General features: G+C 58.4%; 17 protein-coding genes and 3 pseudogenes. 4 read left to right on the top strand and 16 right to left on the bottom strand.

Annotation, left to right across the window (positions count from 1 at the left end; translation table 11 throughout):
* Window positions 1-122: 122 nt before the first annotated feature.
* The 4 genes from WG907_RS16400 to WG907_RS16385 all read right to left on the bottom strand — a co-directional run bounded on the left by WG907_RS16400 (window position 123) and on the right by WG907_RS16385 (window position 4,461).
* Window positions 123-905 (bottom strand): SDR family NAD(P)-dependent oxidoreductase, encoded by a 783-nt coding sequence (locus WG907_RS16400; RefSeq protein ID WP_340234489.1) that lies wholly within the window; start codon window positions 903-905, stop codon window positions 123-125.
* Between the two features lie 206 nt (window positions 906-1,111).
* Window positions 1,112-2,122 (bottom strand): LLM class flavin-dependent oxidoreductase, encoded by a 1,011-nt coding sequence (locus tag WG907_RS16395; RefSeq protein ID WP_340234487.1) that lies wholly within the window; start codon window positions 2,120-2,122, stop codon window positions 1,112-1,114.
* 76 nt (window positions 2,123-2,198) lie between these two features.
* Window positions 2,199-3,938, bottom strand: a complete 1,740-nt coding sequence (locus WG907_RS16390) for a TonB-dependent receptor (RefSeq protein WP_340234485.1) — start codon at window positions 3,936-3,938, stop codon at window positions 2,199-2,201.
* Complete coding sequence (locus WG907_RS16385; RefSeq protein ID WP_340234483.1) at window positions 3,901-4,461, bottom strand: TonB-dependent receptor plug domain-containing protein; 561 nt, start codon at window positions 4,459-4,461, stop codon at window positions 3,901-3,903. Before WG907_RS16385 ends, WG907_RS16390 begins: the two co-directional genes overlap by 38 nt.
* 227 nt (window positions 4,462-4,688) lie before the next feature.
* Here WG907_RS16385 and WG907_RS16380 point away from each other — a divergent pair, with 227 nt between their 5' ends.
* The gene (locus tag WG907_RS16380) at window positions 4,689-5,579 is read left to right on the top strand and encodes a LysR family transcriptional regulator (RefSeq protein WP_340234481.1); all 891 of its coding nucleotides are present in this window, start codon (window positions 4,689-4,691) and stop codon (window positions 5,577-5,579) included.
* Between the two features lie 394 nt (window positions 5,580-5,973).
* Here WG907_RS16380 and WG907_RS18260 read toward each other — a convergent pair whose 3' ends face one another.
* On the bottom strand, window positions 5,974-6,240 hold the full coding sequence (locus WG907_RS18260) for a DUF3604 domain-containing protein (RefSeq protein WP_445326835.1): 267 nt from the start codon (window positions 6,238-6,240) through the stop codon (window positions 5,974-5,976).
* Window positions 6,241-6,395: 155 nt separating this feature from the next.
* Here WG907_RS18260 and WG907_RS16375 point away from each other — a divergent pair, with 155 nt between their 5' ends.
* On the top strand, window positions 6,396-7,793 hold the full coding sequence (locus WG907_RS16375; protein WP_340234479.1) for a long-chain-fatty-acid--protein ligase: 1,398 nt from the start codon (window positions 6,396-6,398) through the stop codon (window positions 7,791-7,793).
* Window positions 7,794-7,816: 23 nt separating this feature from the next.
* Entirely contained in the window at window positions 7,817-9,337 is a 1,521-nt protein-coding gene (locus WG907_RS16370) for an acyl-CoA reductase (protein WP_340234477.1), read from the top strand.
* A 222-nt stretch (window positions 9,338-9,559) separates the two neighbouring features.
* Here the strand turns inward: WG907_RS16370 and WG907_RS16365 are convergent, their stop codons facing one another.
* Both WG907_RS16365 and WG907_RS16360 read right to left on the bottom strand, forming a co-directional pair.
* A complete protein-coding gene (locus WG907_RS16365; RefSeq protein WP_340234475.1) occupies window positions 9,560-9,778 on the bottom strand; it encodes a transposase domain-containing protein in 219 nt (72 codons plus the stop codon).
* Window positions 9,714-9,924, bottom strand: a pseudogene (locus WG907_RS16360) (IS110 family transposase); the annotation flags it as partial. The pseudogene WG907_RS16360 and the gene WG907_RS16365, both read right to left, overlap by 65 nt.
* Before the next feature lie 326 nt (window positions 9,925-10,250).
* Here WG907_RS16360 and WG907_RS16355 point away from each other — a divergent pair.
* Window positions 10,251-10,949 (top strand): TetR/AcrR family transcriptional regulator, encoded by a 699-nt coding sequence (locus tag WG907_RS16355; protein ID WP_340234473.1) that lies wholly within the window; start codon window positions 10,251-10,253, stop codon window positions 10,947-10,949.
* Window positions 10,950-11,111: 162 nt separating this feature from the next.
* Here WG907_RS16355 and WG907_RS16350 read toward each other — a convergent pair.
* From WG907_RS16350 to WG907_RS16315, 9 genes and pseudogenes are all read right to left on the bottom strand, one after another.
* Window positions 11,112-11,328: pseudogene (locus WG907_RS16350) on the bottom strand (IS3 family transposase); the annotation flags it as partial.
* A gap of 149 nt (window positions 11,329-11,477) precedes the next feature.
* Window positions 11,478-11,594 (bottom strand): annotated as a pseudogene (locus WG907_RS18255) (transposase); the annotation flags it as partial.
* A 549-nt stretch (window positions 11,595-12,143) separates the two neighbouring features.
* Window positions 12,144-12,905, bottom strand: coding sequence for an SDR family NAD(P)-dependent oxidoreductase (locus WG907_RS16345; RefSeq protein WP_340234472.1), 762 nt, complete (start codon window positions 12,903-12,905; stop codon window positions 12,144-12,146).
* Window positions 12,906-13,336: 431 nt separating this feature from the next.
* Window positions 13,337-14,302 carry an SDR family NAD(P)-dependent oxidoreductase gene (locus WG907_RS16340; protein WP_340234471.1) on the bottom strand — a complete coding sequence of 322 codons (966 nt, stop codon included), beginning with the start codon at window positions 14,300-14,302 and terminating at the stop codon, window positions 13,337-13,339.
* Window positions 14,303-14,629: 327 nt separating this feature from the next.
* On the bottom strand, window positions 14,630-15,829 hold the full coding sequence (locus WG907_RS16335) for an aromatic ring-hydroxylating oxygenase subunit alpha (protein WP_340234470.1): 1,200 nt from the start codon (window positions 15,827-15,829) through the stop codon (window positions 14,630-14,632).
* A 148-nt stretch (window positions 15,830-15,977) separates the two neighbouring features.
* Window positions 15,978-17,015 (bottom strand): zinc-dependent alcohol dehydrogenase family protein, encoded by a 1,038-nt coding sequence (locus tag WG907_RS16330; protein WP_340234468.1) that lies wholly within the window; start codon window positions 17,013-17,015, stop codon window positions 15,978-15,980.
* A 144-nt stretch (window positions 17,016-17,159) separates the two neighbouring features.
* Window positions 17,160-19,907: a TonB-dependent receptor gene (locus WG907_RS16325; protein WP_340234466.1), complete on the bottom strand. Its 2,748-nt coding sequence runs from the start codon at window positions 19,905-19,907 to the stop codon at window positions 17,160-17,162.
* Between the two features lie 158 nt (window positions 19,908-20,065).
* Window positions 20,066-21,100, bottom strand: a complete 1,035-nt coding sequence (locus tag WG907_RS16320) for a FecR family protein (RefSeq protein ID WP_340234464.1) — start codon at window positions 21,098-21,100, stop codon at window positions 20,066-20,068.
* Window positions 21,101-21,105: 5 nt separating this feature from the next.
* Window positions 21,106-21,675, bottom strand: coding sequence for an RNA polymerase sigma factor (locus WG907_RS16315; RefSeq protein ID WP_340234623.1), 570 nt, complete (start codon window positions 21,673-21,675; stop codon window positions 21,106-21,108).
* Between the last annotated feature and the right edge of the window lie 284 nt (window positions 21,676-21,959).

Genomic DNA, 21,959 nt, shown 5'->3' with positions numbered 1-21,959 from the left:
GATTTTAGCCCAAGTCATGGATCCTTGCTGCAGCCTGTCTTTGCTGCATAACAGGCAGAGTTGGGATGCTCTCTCCATTGCTTCCCGCGCCGCCTTGAGCTAGCTTGGTGGCCTTCACATCTTCAGACTGGGGGCAAGCCGGCAGCTGTCAGACCACCGTCAATAACCAACGCGTGGCCTGTGACGTATGATGATTGGTCACTCGCGAGGTACAGCGCTCCTCGTGCGACCTCCTGAGGCTTTCCTGCCCGGCCCATCGGCAATTTTTTGTCGAAATCCGCAAGGTCTTCAGTCGTTACGCCCATATCGGCCATGATTATGGGGGAGGGAATGGCGCCGGGGCAAATGGCGTTCACCCGCACGCCGAACGGAGCGAGTTCGACCGCGACCGTTTTCGTGAAGGAGACTACCGCCGCTTTCGACGCCGAATAAAGTGCCATCCCGGGAACGCCGAGGATTGCATTGGTGGAAGCCGTATTGATAATCGTCCCAAAGCCTTGTTGCCGCATGATCCTGCCCGCCGCCCGGGTGCCAAAAAAGACTCCCCCTACATTGACCCCCATAATGGCCTGATATTCCTCGTCGCCCACATCGGTGACCGGGCATAACCGCGCAATGCCGGCATTGTTGAACATGATGTCCAGCTTCGCGAACTTGTCGATCGCAATCTGAACAAGTGAATCGACTTCCGCGGATTTTGAGACGTCAACCTGCACGAAAAGTGCTCCGATTCGGGCAGCGACCGCCGTGCCCCGCTCAACGTGGTGATCAGCGACGATCACCTTTGCTCCCTCAGAGACGAACAGTTCGGCAGCGGCCTCGCCCATATTGGACCCCGCACCTGTGACGATTGCAACCTTGCCTTCGAGCAGTCCCATTTTATTCCAATCTATGTTTTTAACCACGTTCTGTCCTGCGGAGGACCGCTACGATGGACAATCTCACCAGTTCCTGGAACATCCGAACTGCTGCGGCGCCGATACCGCTTGCCCCGCCCGTGATAATTGCCACCCTGCCGTTAAGGTCAAACATTGTTTCTCCTATGTCCCATGACTTGGCTCTCCAGGCCACTGCTTTCATCAAAAAGGGGTTTGCTCTGCCGCCACCTCCGTCATTCCGGTGACGCTGCATCGGTTGAGGTCAGCCTCGGAAGCACTTTTGACGCGAATAACTCCAGACTGGACCACGACAGAGATTCATTCATGCCGGACATGGTTGGATTGAACGACATGATCGATCCGGACCTTTCCAGCTTCCGAGCAAGGGCGACACACTCGTCCGGGGTCACGACAGCGTATAACCCACTGTCTTTGAGATCTTCCAAGCTGCTCATGAATTTATACGGTGCGATCGTGCCGGACTCTGCCAAGAGCTTGCTGTAACTGTTCGTTTCATGCAATGCATGGGGCGCGACGTCATGCCATGCCCTGTCCGGGTCTTCCGTTACATATATGAATTGGGGACCGGTCAGGAAATCAATGATTGGGCCCGGCTCCTTTCCAATGTCACGACAGGTGCTCACATACAGCTCGCGCAGCTGAGGATCGGGCGACGTGGGCAGGAACCCGTCACCCAGCAATGCTGCGCGGCGGGCTGACGCTTTGACGCCACCTCCAAAGTAAAAGGGCGGATGAGGATTTTGAACAGGCCGCGGGGTGATATAAACGTCTCGACCTTCATATACGAACTTTTCGCCGCGTAGAGCACGCTTCAACGCCTCGAACTTGCTTTCGGCTAGCCTCGCCCGGTCTTCGAGGCGAACGCCATACATTGCGAATTCCGATTTTACGTAACCCAGACCAATTGTCAGATCCACCCGGCCACCGCTGATATTATCGAGTACGGCAATATCTTCGGCGACGCGAATGGGATCATGCAATGGCAAGAGCAGTGCCGACGGATGAACGCGCATTTGCGAAGTGCGCGCGGCTATCGCAGCACCCAGGACCATTGGAGAGGGATTGAAGCCATCCGAAAAGCCGTGATGCTCGCCCAGAACCACTGCCTCGAACCCGTGGCGATCGGCCCACGATGCCTGCTCGATGTGAATGCGAGCAAGATCGCGGGTCTTGGTACCAAATTCCGGACTGCGAAGATCGCAGCGAAGCCAAACCCGAACCACTCGCTTCCCTCCTAAGATATTTTCAATAGTCCAGGTGACGTCATGTTTGCCAGTACAACTCGTCGACTAAAGGTATCTAGAACCTATACTCGACACGAAGACCGTAAGTGCGCGGCTTGGCGCCATTGAAGGCCAGGCCCCAGGGAGCATTGGTCTGCCGGTAGTCGACATAGGACTTGTTGAACACGTTATTTGCGTAAAAGCCGATACGAATATGTTCGCCGGGGGGGCTCACATAGCCCGATGCATTGACCAGGAAGAGTTCACCCCTACGGTCGTAATTCAACGGGCCGCTCGCGCCGGGATAATATAGGATCGCGGACGTATATTGCGCGATGCCTGAAAGCGAGCCGGTCCACGAAGCGATAGGGAACTGGTAGTTAGCATTAAACGATCCCGCGAACTTCGGAGCATGGGGCGGCGGCGTTCCCGTAATATCGCGAGAGCAAGGATAAAGCGTCCCTGTCGGAGCCGGCAACAATTGTGACGGCCGCGTCGGGTCGAAGCAAACCAGCGCAGCGTCACTGAACGGCTTGTAGCGAGCGTGCTGCCAGGCACCGGTGAGGCCCAAAGTCAGACCATCGGTCGGGACAACCTGCGCCTCGATTTCGAGACCGTAATTTTCGACGGCGCCCGAATTCCTTGACGTAGCCACGCTCGTGAGAGGATCGAGCGTCTGGGACTGCTGGTTCTTGTTCTTGAAATAGAATGCGGCCGCGTTCAGTCGAATGCGATTGCCAAGCAAGGATTGCTTGACTCCGATTTCGTGGCTGAAAATCTTTTCGGGTTGCACGGTGGTGATCCCGCCACCGAAGCCAGGAAAGAAGGGACCCGGAAATCCGCCTGCTTTGAAGCCGCGGGTGAAGCTGTAGTAGATATTGGTGGGTCCGTCATTCCACGCCAACACGAAACGCGGCGTGAAGGCACGCTGCGATATTTTATTGGAGATCGAGAAGGCGGGAATGAAAAAAGCCGGGAAGGCGCGCTGAAGGACTTCGGCGCTGCGCTGCTCATAGGTGTAGCGGCCACCGAGCGTTGCCTTCAGACTATCCGTAATCTCATAATAGCCCTCGACAAATGCAGCGTAAGACTTGGTTGTCGTGCTGTTGTCGGCGCAAAACCCGTTGGCCGCACTCGTCGAACCGCCGAAGCCCGCTCCGATGAGGCAAGGGTTGAAATACCCCTTGTCGTGCAAGTAACTCAGTCCAAAGAGATAGTTGAACCGGCCGTCCAGCCCGGAGCTTATCTGAAAGTCCTGGGTGAACGTCTTGCCGCCGGATTCCGGTACGTTGAACTCGAACAGCAGCTCTGGGATAAAGTCGGAGTCCCCGACGCTATCGGTCACCTTCTGATGGCGATAGGTCGTGACACTCGATAGTTCAAAGTCGCCCACCTGGAATTTCATGCTCAAGTTCGCGCCGTAAAATTCATTTTTCATCGGCGATTGCGAGAGACGGGCTGCATAATCATGCGGTCCCGGATTGGCGGGCAGACCGGCCGGGAAGAATTGGCAGCCAAGGCAGGTCAGGTCGTTGCGTCCCAACGTGTTGAGACCCACCCGGTTGGAAAGATTATAATATTGCCCACCCAGCACGATGTCGGCGTCCCCGGGATTCCAGCGCAGTTTGCCCCGCACGTTATAGGCGCGTCCTCCACCAGTGCTTTCACCCGTCGCAGCATTTGAGACAAAGTCGCCATCGTGTTTGTAGCCCCCTGTTACGCGCAGAGCAAGATCTTGGCCGAGCGGGACGTTGAGCATCGCGTTCAGAGAATAATGGTTAAGATTGCCAGCCTCCCGCGCGAACGCGAGCGCCAAATTCCGGCTCGGGATCGGCGCTGTTGACGATGACAACGCCGCCAGTCGCATTGCGCCCATACAAGGTGCCCTGAGGCCCACGCAGAACCTGAATGCTGCCGATATCGAAATTATCGAGCAGGTCGTTCGCCCCGAGGGTCCGCGGCAGATAAGCCCCATCTTCATATATCGCCACGGGCGCTTCGACGCCCACCGAGACGTAAGCTGTTCCGATGCCGCGAATATAGGGCGCGAAGAAGTTCGAGTTGGTCGTAAAGCTCGCGCCCGGCGTTACTGCCGCGATATCCTTTATTTCGCTAAGCCCCAGACTCTGAACCGCCTCGGCCGTAACCGCTGTCACCGCGATCGGCGTTTTCTGCAGACTTTCCGACCTGCGCTGGGCGGTGACGATGATCTCGCTCGTCTGATAGCCGACGTCCCGCGGGGGGGATGTCGCCCCCGCTGCGTCCCCCGGGGCCTGGGCGTTGCTCGCCGAAGCGAGCAGCGCACTAAGCAGGATCGATACCGGTCCTAATCTTCTCATAATCCCCTCCTGTAACTTGCCGGTAACGCTGCGGCAGCGACTTTGTTATTTTAAGCAACCTGCCTTCGCTCCTAAGCTATAATGGCTATCCTCCATTATCGCCCGCCGGAGCAGTCACTGGCTCCTTCATACTACGCACCGGTTTGCTGCGCTGTCTAAGCCGGATTTCCGCTTGATTAATAGGAAACCCGTCATAATAATTTAGATGCCACAATCTGGGAATGCCCGTGCGTATTGACCCCAAACTGATAATCGACTTCGCCATGATCGCCGAGGAAGGATCGTTCACTCGCGCCGCACAGCGGCTGCGCGTTGCCCAGCCGTGGCTATCCGCCCGTTTTAGCAAGCTTGAAGAGATCGTCGGGTTCCGTCTACTTGATCGGACAACACGGCGAGTGTCATTGACGGCACGCGGCCACGAATTTCTCGAAGCAGCGCGTGAGGTCGCGAAAGCATCGGAAACCGCTGACCGGCTGGCATTTCAGCTCGGGCGCCAGAAGGAGAGCATCCTGCGAATCGGCGCCGCCCCTTATACCAAGATCATCCGGCAGCGGCGGGAACTCATCGACGGGTTCGTCCTCGCTCACCCAAATGTGAGCCTTGAGCTGGAGACGGGCTGGGTGCCGGCGCTACTCGGCTGGCTCGACGCTGGAGATATCGAGATGTCTTTCATAATGGGGGTTGTCGAACCTGCCCATTATGAGGGAATCTTGCTAAAGCGATACGGAGTCGCACTCACCCTCGGCCGGGAGCACCCGCTGGCAGCGGCGACTTCGCTGTCGCCGGAGGACGTAGCGCGCTACCCTATTGAGGCCTACCCCCGAGCCCTCTACCCCAAATTGTGGGACGCGCTCTATGCACCGCTGATCAACGCCGGCGCCCAATTCGTCGAAGTGCCGGAAATAGCCGACCAGACTCGATCACCGGACGCGATCGCCGCCTTTTTCGACTTTGGAGCAGACGATCCGGGTTCCGTCATAGGGGTCCGCGTGCCGCTAGCGGCACCAGCAACCGTTCCTTTCCAGCTGCTCCGCCGCAGGGCTCAGCTTTCGGCGGCCGGAGAGGAGTTCTGGGAACTCGCCAAGTGTTCAATCGCGGCCCCTCAAGCAGCGCGTTGAGCGTGGATCAATTCGGCTCGTTTTTGGGCCATGAAACCACCTCCTGTAAATGCTTGAACAGCTTCCCAGAGAGCGGCCAGCCTGCGATAGCCACTCTCTCCTCTATGACGCTCACTGAAGATAGTGTCGCCCTTTCGCTACGCAGCAGTTCCTCCGCACACCGCAGCTATTCAGAGGATATTAGCAACACCGGCAGGTATGCATGCAGTAATGGTCTGATGACGGGCAACGGCAATCGCTGGACGCGCGAACGTGTCACTGCGCTCCGGTCGCATCACAGGATTCCGGTGTTCCGGGCCGCGCCGGATGGAGACGAGCCGTGTCTCAACCTGAGCGGGGCTGCGCGCCATGTTCGAAACCGGCTGACGCGTCCCTTCCGTCACCTTCCGTGATCTTACCAGATCGGCGAACTGAAGGTGCGATCCTGCACTGTCATCGGGATGTTGGCAGGCATCCGGACCTTGAAGAACTTGGCGTCATAGGCGATCCAGCGCGGCTTGGGATTTACAGCACGCGCACATAGTAGATGGCGCGTTGGTCGGGACGGAACTCCGTATGATCCGTCCGACGGTAGCCAGCTCGGGATCGCCGATGCTGTTGGTGTAGGTCGCGTTGGCCACGTCGACCGTGCTGCCCACCGGCGGCGCGTTGCGGGTCCCATGCCGATTTTCCAAGCGGCCGCTAAGGAATTAAACGGCGAGTTAATTAATCCGCTAGACCATATGGACACTGCGACATAACTTTCGATCGAAGAAAATTTCCGGACGACAACGAGAGTCACGTCTGTTTGCCCCTAACGAAGGAAAGGCTAGCCCCATGACGGCAACGCTTGCGGAATTGTACGAGAATCCCATTAACTTCACTCGCCTAAGCAGCGACGAACTCTTCGCGCTGGATTATGATGATGTCGCTAAACTTCAGCTCCATCATTTCCAAAAGCGATTTGAGAAGTTGCGCCCGCAATTGAAGGCGCTTGATCGGTTGGCCGAGGATGTGGATATTGAATCCGTCACGAGTTTTGATGATCTGGCGAGCCTTGGCTTTCCACATACGATGTACAAGTCCTACGCCTCGGCTGACGTTGAGAACCGTCGCTACGACCGCCTGACGCGCTGGTTGCAGGGGTTTACCACCCACAATCTTTCCGGCGTCAATCTTGAGGGTGTCGAGACGCTCGACGACTGGCTAGATGTCCTAGAAGCTTCCACGCCGCTCCGACCCAGTGCATCATCCGGCACAAGCGGGAAGATCTCGCTGTTTCCGCGCAGCACGGTGGAAGTGCCGTTTTTCTTTGAGCATTTCCTGCGCATGTACGGTCCCCTTCGCGACATGGTGGCGAGCGGAAACTATCCTTTCATCTGCGCGTACCCGGCCCGTCATGGCCGACATAGCATGACGCTCGTATTCGACCTGATGAAACAGCATGTCTACGGCGGCCGCGACGACATGATCATCACGCTCGGCGATGGTCGCACCGGTGCTAGCGAGTTGTGGCTAGCCGGCAAGGTGCGTCGTGCCGACACGCTTGGCGAGAAACTGGAATTGACGCCGCGCGAACAGCTCTTGGCGAAGCGGCTAGCCGCCGACGCTAAGGACAGCGCCAAACGCTGGGACGATTTCATCGAACGCGCCGTACTCGCGCAAAAGGGCAAGACAGTCGTGTATAACGGGTTCTGGCTGCAGCTCTTCCAGATTGCACAAGAGTGCGCGAGCCGCGGCGTCAAAGTCGAATGGGCACAGGATTCGGCCATTCTCGCTGGTGGCGGCACCAAGGGCTATACCTTCCCCGAGGATTGGATGGATACGGTCCAGAGCGTGTTCCCGTTCCAGTATCCAAGCCAGTTCCGCGAAGTCTATGCGATGACCGAGACGACGGCGCTATCGTTGCGCTGCGACGAAGGACATCTCCATCCGCTGCCGTGGGGGATACAGCATGTCGCCGACCCGGAAACCGGACTGGCATTGCCCCGCGAGGGTGTCCAGCGGGGTCGCATGCTGGTCATGGACCTGCTGCCGAGCACCTATTGGTCGGGCACCGCGACGGGTGACGACGTGACGATCAACTGGGATGGCGGATGCGACTGCGGACGCAAGGGCCCTTACTTTCTCAATTCGATCAAGCGCCTCGCCGACACGCGCGGTGGGGATGACAAGATCACCTGCGCCAAGACGCCGCAGGCCTTCGAGCGCCTCGAAGAATATCTCACAGCCTGATCTGCCAAGTTAAAGGAAATATGATGCTTGAGTACACTATTCCGCTGATCGTTCGCGGCCGGATCATCGAAGACAACCTGGTTCGGTTCGAAGCACGCCGCGGCGTGGTTGCGTTTCAGACGCCGGACATCAATCAGTATATCGACGAGATCGTTCTGAAAGACCCGTCGAAGATTGGCGATCTCTACGATGTGTCGCTCGATGAGATAGTCGATTATTTGGTGGAGCTGGGTCCGCGCCTTTCGCCCGACACCAACCCCTATATCGCCCAGTCGCTGGACATTGCGGTACACACCTCCGGCCTGAAGCGGGAGCAGCTTTATGGTGCCTATGCGGCGCTGAGCTCCAGCCTCAATCGCACGTTTCTGCGGGATATCATCGAGCAGAATATCGGGTCGCGTTATCTGGAAGGGTGGGACAGCTACACGCTCCATGACCGTGAGATCGCGGTACGCGCCTTCGGCAGTCGGATCGTCCATCTCAATGCAGGCAATTCACCGATCCTCACGCTTTTCGCGGTCATCAACGGCTCCATCCTGCGCTGCGACAATATCATCAAGAGCCCGTCGAACGATCCGTTCACCATGTTCGCCATCGTCAAGACCATGATCGAAATGGCGCCCGACCATCCCATTACCCGGCATTTCACTGTCGGCTATTGGAAGGGCGGGGATGTGGAATTCGAAAAGCGCCTCTATGGCGGCGGTGCGATAGACAAGATCGTCGCCTGGGGCGGCATGGCCTCGATGCAGAGCATCCGTGGCTATATCGGTCCGGGCCTCGACCTGATCGCGCTCGATCCGAAGATCAGCGGCTCGATCATCGGCGCCGAAGCGCTGGCTTCGGAAGCGTCGATGGACGAAGCGGCGGAAAGACTCGCGATGGACTTCGGAGCCTATAACCAGGAAGGCTGCGTGAGCTCGCGCGTAGCCTATGTCGTCAGCGGCACCGGCGACGAGGATATCGATCGCCTCAACAAGTTCGGCAAGAAAGTGCTTGCCGCGCTCAAGGCGTTGCCGTCCACCTTGAGCACCCCCCATCCCTCCTTCGATGCGCATCTGAAGGAGGAAATCGACGGCATTCGCTACAGCGATTCCTATCGCGTCTTCGGTTGCAAGGAAAATGAAGGTGGCGTCATCGTCTCGCAAACCAACGACCCCGTGGATTTCCGCGACTATCTAGGCGGCCGCGTGGTCAATCTGGTGCCGTTGGACCATGTCGACCAGGCGCTCGACCACGTCACCGTTCACACCCAGACGCTTGGCGTATATCCGGCGTCGCTCAAGACCCAGATCAGGGATCGCTGCCTGCTACATGGCGCGCAACGCATCACCGATCTTGGCTGTGCGGTTGGCGAAGGCATGGCGAACCCGCACGATGCGATCGAATTACTGCGACGCATGGCACGCTGGGGAGTGATGGAAAGCTTCACGCCCGAGGTGATAAAAGCAGGCGCAGGTTTCGTAATCAGTGACGAGCAGCGTGATAGTAAGAAGGCAAGAACAGAATCGTCCGAAGCCGTTCGGGAGGACGCTGCCGCGTAGTGACATCGCGCATGAAGGAGAGATGGATTGCACAACCGATGCTTGGGGATACTCCTGCAGCGCGCCTGGGAGAGCCGGAGGAAATTGCGAATATATGATCCGGATTCGAGTTTGATCGCAAGAGAACATAGAGGTTTCTGATATCGCTCATAATATGCTATCCTCCAAGAAGAAGCTGTGTCTAGCTTTACGTAAGCGCTAAAATATCTCCGCCGGGACGCGTTAAGCGGCCTGATCGATGACGGCGCTGGCGGCGGCGCGACTATCGACCCAATTATAGGGGAGCAGATCATCGATGGGGCCCGCGTCGTCCCTCAGGACGATGCGGGCGAGGATCTCGGTGAGGTAGGCCTGAGGGTTGATATCTCCTGCCGCAGCCGACGGCGCCAAGCGCGGCGTGCAGCCACTGCGATAGCGGCCCGACCTCAAGCCCAATGCCACTCATCGGAAAGCCCAGTCGCCGAATAGCGAACCAGCGCTTCGAACTAGCTGGCGATCTTGACCTCCCAGACGACCTTCCCCTTGGCGTCCACCAAGCACACGCTGCTCTCTTTCAGCCAGACATCGATCCCGGCATAATGGTCCACGGATGTTCCTTCATGATGCTTCGGACCGATTGGCTCGGACCCGTTTCAACAACATCATTCTGAGGCACAGCCACCCAAACCGGCTATTGTGCGAGACGCCGGCCCATTACGGCATCTAGCACCCCGCGCAGCCTAGCGCATTGGTCTGACAGTGCCCGCACGACGCGCCGATCCATGGACATATGCGTGTCACCGCGCTATGGTAACGTGGCGAGAACGGTGGCAATGAATTTGAATGGGCAGGCGCCGTATCCTTGATCTAATGGCAAACACGACCGACAAACCAAGCCAGAATTGAGACTGCCGCGGCGAATGGAGAGAGGTAGATGAGAGGACGCCCCCGCAATGGCGCCGGACGCAATTTATCCGATTCATTGCTAATGGCTGCCGAATCCCAGCTTCGCGATAAAAGCCATCTCGACCTAACCTGTCGCGAGATAGCTGAAGCGGCGGGCACGCAGGCGGCCATGGTGAATTATTATTTCCAGGGCAAAGAGGGACTGCTGTTGGAGCTGTTCAATAGAACCGTCCGGGACATTGATCAGCATCTTGATACGATGGAAGCGGACATAGAGAGCAACGACGGAGATCCCACTGAATGCATCGTGCGCGGGATCGTTGCTGCCTATTACCACCATGCGGCGCTCTCGCCATTGTTTTTCATTGAGCTATACCGCGCGAATACGCCGATTGGCGCGCTCTACCTGAACCGCGAGTTTAGCTCCGTTCGTGTTGAAAGGATTATACGTAAACTCATCGCCAAAGGTATTTACCGTCCGGAACTCGACCCCGTGGTGGCGACTTGGATGTTGTTAGGTCTAGTGATCACTCCTCTGGCGGCAATGCCTATGTGCCCGGTACAATTGGATACTTCGATCGGCTCCTTGCCAACCGCTGTGTGGATCGAGAATATAGTGCGCATGTTGCGCAACGAACTACTCGCGAATGGCGCGAGCCACAGCGACGACGATCTCAAAGACCCGAGCCCATTCATGGGGATCGGCGTGCAAAAGGGATCCCGTTAGCCGGGTAATTGGCGAAATCGCTCATTGGAGCGGGATCTGTGGGGTCGAACAGGCGCGGCTGCTAATTTGACTGTGTTGCTTGCGCCGAGCTGATATAGCCGATCGCGAAATGTGAGCGGCGGTATGAACCGCCCCGGCTTCCCGGAGACATTTTCCATTCAGTCATGCGACCATATCGAGGTTCTCAATGGCCGCATAGTAGTTGGCTTCGGCTTCGGCGGGCGGGATGTGCCCGATGGGGCCAAATAGGCGGTGATTGTTGATACCAGCTTACCCCGCGCAGCGTTGCCATTTCCACGGCTGATACGCCCGACCAAGAGCGCTGCCGCCATATGACCTCCGCCTTGTAGAGGCCGTTGATCGTCTCGGCCAAGGCGTTGAGGCTCCTATATTTGTCAAGCGCTCGTCCGCGATGTTTTTGGCGACATAGGTGGGTAAGATTTCGCGGACGATATATCGCTTAAGGCAACGTATAATCTCCCGGTTGCTCTTTCTCTCCATTTTTCGTTTGCTGACATAGGCAAGTGTCGGCGGATGGTTACGCATCCAAAGGATTGCGACCCGATATAGCGCTGCATTGGCTCGCCGGTTTCCGCCACGGTTGAGTCGGAAGCGGTTGGCCTTGCCACTTGATGCGGCAACCACGGTGACCAGCCGCAGCCTATATGGCTGATGTCATCGCCAAGATTGCTGGCGATTGGCCTGCTGCGCGCTGGGATGGACTCATGCCGTGGAACTGGCAGCCAGATAATCAGGTAATCGCCGAAGCCGCCTGAACCGCGGCCCTCAGGCCACGCTTACCGTTGTTTGGCGCAGAATAGACGCCTATCCCGTCTTCCCCATCAGTAGCGCGTCGCCGCACTGGCGGTGCGTTGCGAAAATGGTTTACTTTGGCCCCGACAGGTGCGCGCAACTTCAAAAAACGGTTTGAACGATTATTCTGGGCCCATGTGGCTCGGCCCCTAACCTTCCACCCGCCGTCATTGTACTGGCAGTAGAGCAACATCAATCGCGCGATATCCTCGTGATCCTCGATCAATTATATCCGCTCCTCGAGCGTGTCGGTCGCTTGCGGTGGGGACCGACGGATGTTCCCGCGAACGGGTCTGTGGCACTAACCATAACTATTTTTTCTTATCGGTGCTTGAATTCAACGTTGGCGCGACGGCCCTCTTCAGCTCTATCGAACCCTGATCATTGTGCCGACTGGCCCCCATCGACGACAAGAGCGGTTCCGTTGCAGAAAGCCGCATCGTCCGAAGCGAGGAAGGCAATCGCTGCTGCGATCTCTGAAGGTTGCCCTAACCGCCCGGCCGGTATTTTCGACAGGATCTCCGCGGTCTGGGCTTCGGCATCGTCCGAATCACCGAGCATTGCCGTTTTGGTCCAGCCAGGGTGCACCGAGTTCACCCGAATGCCATATTGCGCGCTTTCGATCGCCAGCACCTTGGTCAGCATCGCGACGGCACCTTTGCTTGCGGCATATGCGGCAGACGTTTCTCCGGCCACCATCGATGTAACCGATGCCACGTTTACAATCGCTCCTTTCCGGCCGGATGATCGCAACTCACGGGCTGCCATCCGGCATCCCAGAAAGGTGATGACCCCATTGATGTCGAGCTGGCGGCGCCAGTCGGCCAACGCCATGTCAACGACATGAGCTAGAATACAGACGGCGGCATTGTTCACCAGTATGTCCAGTGGACCAAATTCCCTGCGCGTGGCCTGGAGCACGTCCTCCCATGACGCTTCGTCAACGGCATCATGAGCAAGTCCGATCGCACGGTAACCGGCTCGCTGAAGTTCGGCGGCCCTTTCCTCGACGTCAATATGATTGATATCGGTCAGCACGACCCGAGCGCCTTCTTCAGCCAAACGCTTGGCCGTGGCAAATCCAATCCCGATCGGAGAGGCTGCTCCCGTAACGATCGCTACCTTGTCCTGTAATCCTCTCATATCCGCTCCTGAATCTTGTCCCCGCCAAATTTATCCCGCAGGGTGCCTATGTTCTCTCGAAGTACTGCAAACCGCGCTTCAGGGTAATGACGCGGTGTGCCTCCTCCCCGTCAACAATGTCAACAATGGCATGACCTTCGGCTTGCCCGACGACGAGCGGCGCAAGCTTTGGAAGAACCGATCAGCACCGCAAAATCTCGGCCAGCTGCTACTGCCAACGCATGAACCCGCGCATGCAAGGCACACCCTCTCTGCGAACCTCGATGACTAGAGCGTGGTCCGTTCGTACTGAATCGGATCACGCTCTAATAATTGTTTGATTTCCGCATTTTCCGAGCCAGCAGACGTTACCGTCTGCTTCGAAAATGCTCTAGCCAAGTCACGCATCCCGACGAACAGCGAATTCTATCAGCTCCTTGGAGCGGACTCATTCAGAATCGTTCACCGACCATCTCTTCACTCTTCGCCCAAAGCGCCTGCGCGCGCGCCGCGTCGAGAGCGTAGGGCTGAACCCCCCGGTCCATTTGCGGCGCGGTGTCCAGAACGGCGATCTGGCAGTCCTCGCAATAGCGTCCCCCCACAGCATCGGCATCCGCAACCGCCGCAGCCCAAACGGTGGTGGCTGCTCCCTGGGGCACCGACTTCAAATCCGGCGGTGGCAGGCCGGCCGCTGCATTGCTGGCAGTGAACGACGCCGTCATCGCTTCCAGCTCTTCCTTGCTCATGTGCCGGATCAGCTCGGTGGCTATGCCGCCGGGGTGGAGCGACACGGCTCTTATGCCTCTTCCCTTGAACCGACGGTCAAATTCAACCGCGAAGAGGATATTCGCGGTCTTGGAACGGCCATAGGCGACCCAGGGATCGTATGGAGTATGTTCGAAACTCGGGTCGTCCAGATCCACGTCGGCGAGGCGATGCGCCGATGATGCCAGGGCAACCACCCGACCGCCTGCCCGGAGCAAGGGCGCGAGGCGGTTGACCAGCAGAAAATGCCCGAGATGATTGATACCGAACTGGGTTTCAAATCCGTCCTGCGTACGGCCGAATGGCGGCGCCATTATGCCTGCGTTGGCGATGACGACATCGAAGGGAAGGGCCTTCGCCATCAGTGCGTCGGCGCAGGCGCGAACGCTGGCGAGCGAGGCGAGGTCGAGTTCGACGAGTTCAAACGAGCCGCCGCCCGTTGCCGCATCGCGCACGGGGCCGCATGCCCGCTCGGCCTTATGAAGATCCCGTACTGCGCCGACCACATCCGCGCCATGTGCGACAAGCGCGCGCGCCGTTTCAACGCCGAGCCCTGCGGAGACGCCGGTGACGAGGATGCGCTTTCCAGCAAGCTGGACGCCAGCGAGCACTTCATCGGTGGTCGACTGAGCGCCAAAGGATCGGTTGGACATTATAAGGCTCCCCATATTGTTAAACTAGAGCGTGATCCGTTCATACCGAATCGGACCACGCTCTAATAATTGTTTGATTTCCGCATTTTCCGAGCCAGCAGACGTTAGCGTCTGCTTCGAAAATGCTCTAATATCTCATGGCTTTTCCGAGCATGCGGCAAAACACGGACCCCATATTCTCGTGGCCAACACCAGGAACGACCGCCGAGCGCCTTACGCAAACGTCCGGCGGGGCTTTAGTCATTATGCGATGAGGCGCGAGGCCGCCTTGGCTCACCGCAACAGGGAGGATGCGGCGGCTTCCTCCCTGTTTTACCGCGCTACCTCCTATGCGTCGAGGGCTTCATCCTTCAGCGCCTCGTGCAGCGCGTCATGAAAGTGGTGAAGGGCGATCTCGTTGCGGCCGAAAGTGAAATAGTCCTGTCCTCCAGAGTGAACCGTATCCTGAGCACTCTGCACGACGGGATAGTCTTCGAGCCGTACCGTTTCATGACTGGACCGCGCCCAGATGCGCGTCTCTTCCTCGATCGGCGTCCCGACGAAGGGAGCACTGACCAGCGTGCGGGAAATGGTGATGGATGTCTCCGGAGAGTCCCCTGGCAGCACATGATTCATGAAAATGCGCGAAACGACCTCCGATTTGCTGTCCCGCTCGCCAAAAGCCGTGTCGCTCGCAAAAGAGCAGACCGTGCCGGGGAATAACATATAGGAACGTTGCACGAAACGCTCAAGATCCGCTCGCGACGAGGGGTCGCATTTCTCTATGCCAACAACCGGCGTCATATTCAGACTATGCTTGCCCAGCTTTGTGTTGTGCAGGATATTGGGGTAGGTGAAGCTGGCGAAACTCTTCGCGTGCAGACTAGCGAAATGATAGGATTCGCCATTGCCTTCATAAGTGATCTTCCAGTTGGCGGCCGGCAACTCGACCAACTCGACCGAATGGAATCGTTCGAACCCTTCCTTGCGAAGCATGGCGTCCAGCTCCTCGCCAAGGAAATCGTCGAGGTCCAGCGCGACACCGGGCGTCAGCACGCCCCAGATTATGCCGGCCCGCTCTTCGACCGCCAGCTCGATCAAACCGTAGTCGCACTTGTCGACGTCGCCGAAGATCCTGTTTTCGGGCAAGGCCAGCAACGAGCCGTCAAGACCATAGGTCCAGGCGTGATACAGGCACGTAAAGCGAGGCTGCTTGCCTTGGCCTTCGTTGGCGACCTTCACGCCGCGATGGCGGCATGCGTTGATGAACAGTCGCACTTCGCCGGTCTTCAGCCGCGTCAGGAGAAGAGGCACGCCAACGCGCGTCATTGCCCAGTAGCTGCCCGGTTCCGGCAGGTCGCAGGAAAAGCCCAACATCATCGGCGTCCTGCGGACCAGTTTGACTTCACGTTCCCAGATGCCCCGGTCGGCATATTCGCTTACAGGAATCTTGTATATCTCGTCGGCCATCGTCAGATCCTTGCGCTTGACGAGGTCCAAGATATCCTGATAGTTGGCGTAGAGTTCAGCATCACTATATTTAGACATTGTTGGTTCTCCAGGGCAATTATATGCATGTTACGACAGTATAGGCTTCCCTGCGCATAACAAAGATGCATATAGCGGCCATCGTTGTCTCGCAAGAGAGACGAAGAGACCACCCGTCACCAGTGCGCACTTTCGGGCCAACTGTCTCTCATCCATGCTGGAGAGCCTCATTTTGGTCCGAAACTTGAATTACGACTTTCCCGATATGCTGTCCGCTTTTCAAACGGCGATAGGCGTCCTGATATTGGGCGAAGGGAAAAACCTGATCGATGACTGGCCTGACACCGTGCATCGCCATCGCCGCCATCATCGCGTCGAAATTTGCCCGAGGCCCGATGGCGGAACCTGCTAGCCGCGCCGACCGCAACAATATGTCCATGGGCGGCAATCCACCCCCGAAGCCGCTTACGAACCCGACGACCGCTACTTCGCCGCCCTTGCGCGTCGCAGCGACCGATTTCACGATTGTGGTGTCGCCCGCGATGTCGATGGTCTTGTCCACGCCGACACCGCTGGTCAGTTCCAAAATCTTTGCGTCCCAATCGGGCAGGGTCGTATAGTTTACGACTTCGGCAGCCCCCAGGTCCTTCAGCCTTTCAGCTTTGGCGTCGGACGAAGTGATCGCCAGAACCCTGGCTCCAAAAAGCCGCGCGAACTGGAGCGCGAACAAGGCAACGCCCCCCGTTCCCTGGACCAGCACCGTCTGACCTGGCTGAAGCGGCGAAAGAAGGTTCAGCGCTGTCCAACTCGTTACGCCTGCACAAGGCAGGGAGGCCGCTTCTACGTAGGACATATAGTCCGGTATATGAACAACCGCATTTTCATGCAGTAGAATATACTCGGCCAGCCAGCCGTCAGTCGTCATACCGAGGCTGTCAGCGTGATATTCCTGGCGGGTGTCGCCGGCTATCCATTGAGGATGACAGCTGGCGGTAACCCGATCCCCAACTTTCGCGCGGGTGACGGCCCTTCCCACCGCGGCCACCTCTCCTGCGCCGTCGGACAGGGGAACACCGTTCGACTGAAGCGCCCCCCCGTATTCGCCATCCAGGATTGCCTGATCCCGATAGTTGAGCGAAGCAGCGTGAACACGGATAAGAACGTCGCGATCACCAACGCTTGGCAGCGGCTCCTCATGCGCTTCGAGACTGCGGGTAGCGCCTGACGTCCACCGATAGACTTTCACTGACAATCCCTCTCGATAAAAACTGGGTTCCAAGACTTACTGGCAATCAAGGTAGATAGTAACGGAATTCGATCTTACCAAGTCTACAAATCCTCAAATGGACCAGGGGCCAGCGACGCCGTAGCCGCTGGCCCTTCGCATGATCTAGAACTTATACCGCGCCTCAAGGGTGAAGGTGCGAGGATCACCAACGGCGAGCATATTATATCCAAAAACCTCGCCCAGCGCGCTGCCGCCCACATAGTGGGCCTTGTCGAAAGCGTTTTTGAGGTTGGCCGTCAGCGACCAGCCGGCGTCCGCATCGTTGAGGCCAATGCGGAAATTGACCAGCGCGTAGCTTGGGATGGTTGAGCCAGCGCCTGCTTCGCGGCGAACATAGGTGTTGGTCTTCGACTGGGCATAGACATCGCCATGGAAAATGGCTTCGATCGATGCCGTGACCGGCACTGCATATTCCGCAAAGACGGACCCTGAGAATTTGGGCGTGTCCGGGAACTGGTTATACTGCAACAATGCCGGTCCCGGGACGTTCACCGGCTCCGAGCCGAACTTGGCATGGGTGTAGTTGAACGACCCGCCCAGGGTCACGCCGCTGACCGGACCGATCGAGCCGTCGACCTCAAGTCCATAGACCTTCGCGGTCGGTACGTTGACCGTTGCCGACTGTCCTGCGCCTCTCAGCAGGAAGAAAGCGATCGATTGCCGGTTCTTTACCCAGTTGTGGAAGGCGGCGATGTTGAAGCGCTTGGGCAGGCCGCCAGCATTGTTCTGATATTTGAGGCCCAGTTCGACGTCGGTGACCTGTTCCGCCTCGACGCTGTCGCCACCCTGCGCCGGGGTGCCGTTGAGCGGCGGGGCCGCCCCGTTGAAGCCACCGCTCTTGTAGGCGCGCCGCGTGGTTGCATAGAGCAGGGTGTAGGGGTCGAACTGATTCTGCAGGCCGACGGCCCAGCTGAATTTGTTGAACGTCCGGGACTTGTCGTAAGAAACACCAGCAGGTGCCGGATCGCCTAGCACCAACCTGTTCGCGTCATCCGGCAGCGTGAGCTTGCGCACTTTTTCGGACGTGTACCGGCCGCCCAGGGTGAACGACAGGCCGTTGTCGTTGAGGGCATAGGTGCCCTGCGCATAGCCGGCATAGGTCCTGTTCTTCAGCCTGAAATGAAAGGGCTGGACGAAGCCGCCGAGCAGGATGTCGAGTGAAACGAAATAATTGGTCTGATCATAGCTTTCGTCGGAAAAGAACCCGCCGACGACATAGGTCAGCCGCTCATCGAACGTCTTACCCGTGAACTGCAGCTCTTCGGAAAACTGCTTGGTCAGATTGTCGACCCCCCGGCCGTTGCCGCCCTTGAAGTTATTCTGGGCGACACCGTAGGGCAGTCCGTCGTCGAACCCGTTGAAGCTTTTGAGACGGGTATAGCCGATGATATTGTTGATCTGGGCATTGTCGCCGATTTCGTATGACGTCTTGTTGGTGATCACCAAATTCTTGGTCGAGGTCTCCGTGAGGGCGTCAGAAACCACCTTATAGGGGCCCCGCGCTTTCTGTTCGGCAAAAAACTGGCCCAGGCCGACATGGCCCGGCATCGCGAAATAGGCGTCGTAAAAGGCTGGCACCGCGGCGCCGGCCGGCGTGTTCGCTCCACCCAGGAACGCTTGAACGGTGGCGATACCAGTGGCGCGATCCTGAGGCGTGGCAACGCCAGCGTAAAGCGCACCGATCGGAAAACCGCCAGGAACCGCTTGCGTCACGATATTCTGGTTGTTGCTTCCGGTCGCATGATAATAGTCGACCACCAGATTGTTTGTCAGCGCCCCGGTGTTCACGGTGACGCTGCCACGCAGACCATAGCGTTCATAACCACCCAGACGGCCGCCATCGAACAGATTCTTCTGGAAGCCATCGCGCTCGCTCCAGAAACCGGCCACGCGCGCCAGCAGCACATCGTCGACGATTGGCACGTTGAGCGCACCTTCGACCTTCTTGGCATCATAGTTGCCGCCCAGCAGGCTGACATAGCCGCCAAAGTCATTGGTCGGCTGCGCCGAGGTGAACAGGACCGCGCCACCGGTCGCGCTGCGGCCGAACAGCGTCCCCTGCGGTCCCTTGAGAACCTGTACCGACTGCAGGTCGTAGAAAGCGGATGCCGCACCGGGACCGCCGATCTGCACCTCGTTGAAATAGGGCAGCACGCCAGGACGCCCCGATGAGAAGGGATCGACGGTCTGGCCGCGAAGCGCGTAGTTGAGTTGATTGCTACCTGCGCCCGCCTTGATCGTCAGGCCCGGGGTCGCCGTGCGCAGGTCCTGCTCGGAAACGATCTGGGCCTTCGCCAGCGTATCCCCGCTGACAACTGCAACCGCGACCGGCGTCTTGGACAGACTCGACTCCCGACGCTGGGCAGTCACGACGATGTCGCCTGCCGGATTATCGGCGGCTGTTTCGGGCACGGCTGCCGCTGCGGATTGAGGCGCTACCTGACTCGCCGCTGGCGTGAACGCGGCGGCAATCTTCTTCGGTTGCGTCTGCACGATCACATAGGTCCCATCGCGGCTCCGGCTGTAGGCCAGGCCGCTGCCACGCAGCAGACTGCCCAGCGCCTGATCCGGCGTCATCGTGCCGCCTATGGATGGAGCGGTCCTCCCCGCCGCCAGCGCGGGCGGGACAAACACCGAAATTCCCGTCCTAGTGGCAAGCTCCAGGATCGCGGCGTCCAGCGGTCCAGCGGCGATCGAAATGGATTGTGAGGCTGCCCGGGCAACCGCTGGCTGCGCCATGCACGCGGCGGCCGCGATGCCCAGCGTCAGGACCAGGCTGGAACAAGTCCCCTTCAGTCCATTATTCCAGCGGCCCGATACCTCTTTGCGATAAAAATGATTGCGGTGCATATTCTGATCTCCCCTCCGTAATCGACGGGCCGCTTTGCGGGTCCCTAGTGGAGAGACTGCGCAGGCCAGAAAAGATTCCAGGCTTTTGCAAAAAATCCAGCAAGCCGTTCAATATGAATGATATTTTTTGGGAGTCCGTTGGCGATAATGCCTGCCGTCTAGCGCTTCGGCCGCACAAGGATGCCCGACGAGGTGCGATCTATCTGCAGCGGAGCTGTGGCCTCCAGGCCAGAGAGCAGGGCGTCGGTGTGGCTGGCGCGCACCGCCATCGTGATCTTCATTTCGCCAAGACTTTTGTCGGCCAGGACGATTTTGTCGGCGCGATAACGGTTCACCTCCGCCACCACGTCTCCTAGCCGGGCATCATGATAAATGAGCAGCCCCGTGCGCCACAGCGCCGCACTGGCGGGGTCGAAACGCTCGATCGGCCCGATGCGGCCATTGAGGGAAGACACGACCCGCTGGCCGGCGACCAGCTGGACACCTGCTTCCCCCGGCCTCCGGCCAGTAAGCGGGTGGACGCGGACGATACCCCTGGCTACTGACACGCGCACATCGTCAGGGGCGTAATCGACGTCGAACTGCGTGCCGACCACGCGGATCTGCGTTCTGGCGGCGACGACCGTGAATGGCTTTGCGGGGTTGGACGCAACATCGAACCACGCTCGGCCCTGAGCCAGGTCCACGCCCCGGCGCCGTTTTGAAAATGTCGCCTCCATCCGCGAGTCAGCCGCGAGCGTCACCCGCGAGCCATCAGGAAGGGCGAAGGTCTTCACCTCCCCTATGGCTGTCCGATAGCTTTGGACGGTGAGCGGATCGTAGAATTCCATGCGCCAGACGCCGGTTGCCAACACCAACGATGCAGCTATCGCGGCCATCGCGCCGCGCCGCTCGGTCACCAAGGACAACCACCTCGCAGGTCTTTCGAACGGCACGACTTTACCGTCTGGTTCACCGCGGACAGCGTCGTCGTCCGGGAACAAGGTCTCGATCCCGGAGACGGTCATATCGCGCCAGATCTGCTGCGTGCGGCGATAGGCGCGCGCATTACGGGACGAGCGTTCCAGCCATGCGGAAAATTCCCCGCGGCCCTCATCTGTCGCGGCTCCGGAATAAAGATAGGCGAGCCAGCGCGCCGCTCGTTCTTGCGGCGTGTCGACGTCACGTTCAACAGGAGGAAGGATGTCCGCCATTTTGCCTATTTATCCTCCGTCGACACTGTGGCAATCCCTGCCTGGATGGCGATCATGGCCTCACCCAATTGTCGTGAAATGTCAGCGCCGCTCCACCCCGTCTCTGCCGAAATCTGAGCATAGGTCTGGCCCAGAAAGCGGCTTCTTTTCACGATTTCCCTTTGCTTTTTCGGCAATCTTTCCATGACGCGCGCAAGCCTGTCCAACTGTTCCCTCCCTTGATAGACTCGTTCGGGCGTAATTTCTTCCAAGGCTTGGCCGATGCGGTTGAGTTCATGATCTATGAAGGCCTCTGTGCGCTTCATCCATTTGATCTCGTCGAGAGCCACATTGACGGCCGTGGCATAGAGATAGGGCTTGATTTTCTCGATATGCTGTATGTCGGAATGCGAGGCCAGCTTGGTGAACGCTGTCTGCGCAATGTCCTCAGGCGAGGGGGGGCCGCCACCATAGCGCCGCCGCAGCCAGTCGACCAGATTGGCGGCATGATCACGGTATAGCCGTTCAAGCAGGCGCTGCCTGGAGCTACCGCGCGATGAAGATGCCGTGTCATCACCCAACTGATTGGGCATCATCACCCTCCGCTCCCCGATCTCATATGCACTTCATTTTACGGTTCGTCCCATGCCATTCTCGCCGCTCGAATGGTAACACAACTTTAGTTCCAACTGCGGCGGGCTCCCGACTAAACGACTGATCGGCTGACGCCGGTAGATTCCATGACGAGTGGATGGCGGCCCTGCATGAGACAGAGTCTGTTCGCTATCAACCACTCTGAAGGGAATTGCCATACCAGCGGCCCCAATCTCATCGCCTGCCGCTATCCGGTCAAACGGCCGACATTGGGACAGGCCGTGCA

It is taken from the genome of Sphingobium fluminis (genome assembly GCF_037723805.1).
In the GTDB taxonomy this organism is placed as follows: Bacteria; Pseudomonadota; Alphaproteobacteria; order Sphingomonadales; family Sphingomonadaceae; genus Sphingobium.
The sequence above is the reverse complement of the archived record's forward strand: the minus strand, read 5'-3'. Positions and strand labels throughout refer to the sequence as shown.